This window comes from Clostridium sartagoforme AAU1, from assembly GCF_000401215.1.
Classification (GTDB): Bacteria; Bacillota; Clostridia; order Clostridiales; family Clostridiaceae; genus Clostridium; species Clostridium sartagoforme.
On the sequence record NZ_ASRV01000305.1, the window covers coordinates 1 to 303 of the forward strand.

Sequence of the window (303 nt, forward strand, 5' to 3'; positions counted from 1 at the left end):
TATAGAAATAAATGCAGAGATACCAGAAGAAGTTACAATATTAGTAGCACCATATTGGAATGTAAATTTGTTAGTAGTCTTAAGTGAAAACATAAAATGTTCTATATTAGTAGCACCATATTGGAATGTAAATCGAGCGCCCAATACCCTTTTAAAAGAGGGTAAAGATATATTAGTAGCACCATATTGGAATGTAAATATTAGATATATTGCTTATAGTGGTTCTGAACCTACTTATATTAGTAGCACCATATTGGAATGTAAATTTATTTTATGATCTTATAGATTCTGTATTATTAGATG

Annotated in this window: 1 protein-coding gene; it reads left to right on the forward strand. The window is 28.4% G+C overall.

What is annotated here, in order from left to right:
- Positions 1-277: hypothetical protein (locus A500_RS20925; RefSeq protein ID WP_016209230.1), on the forward strand; the 277-nt coding region annotated here is incomplete at its 5' end.
- Between the last annotated feature and the right edge of the window lie 26 nt (positions 278-303).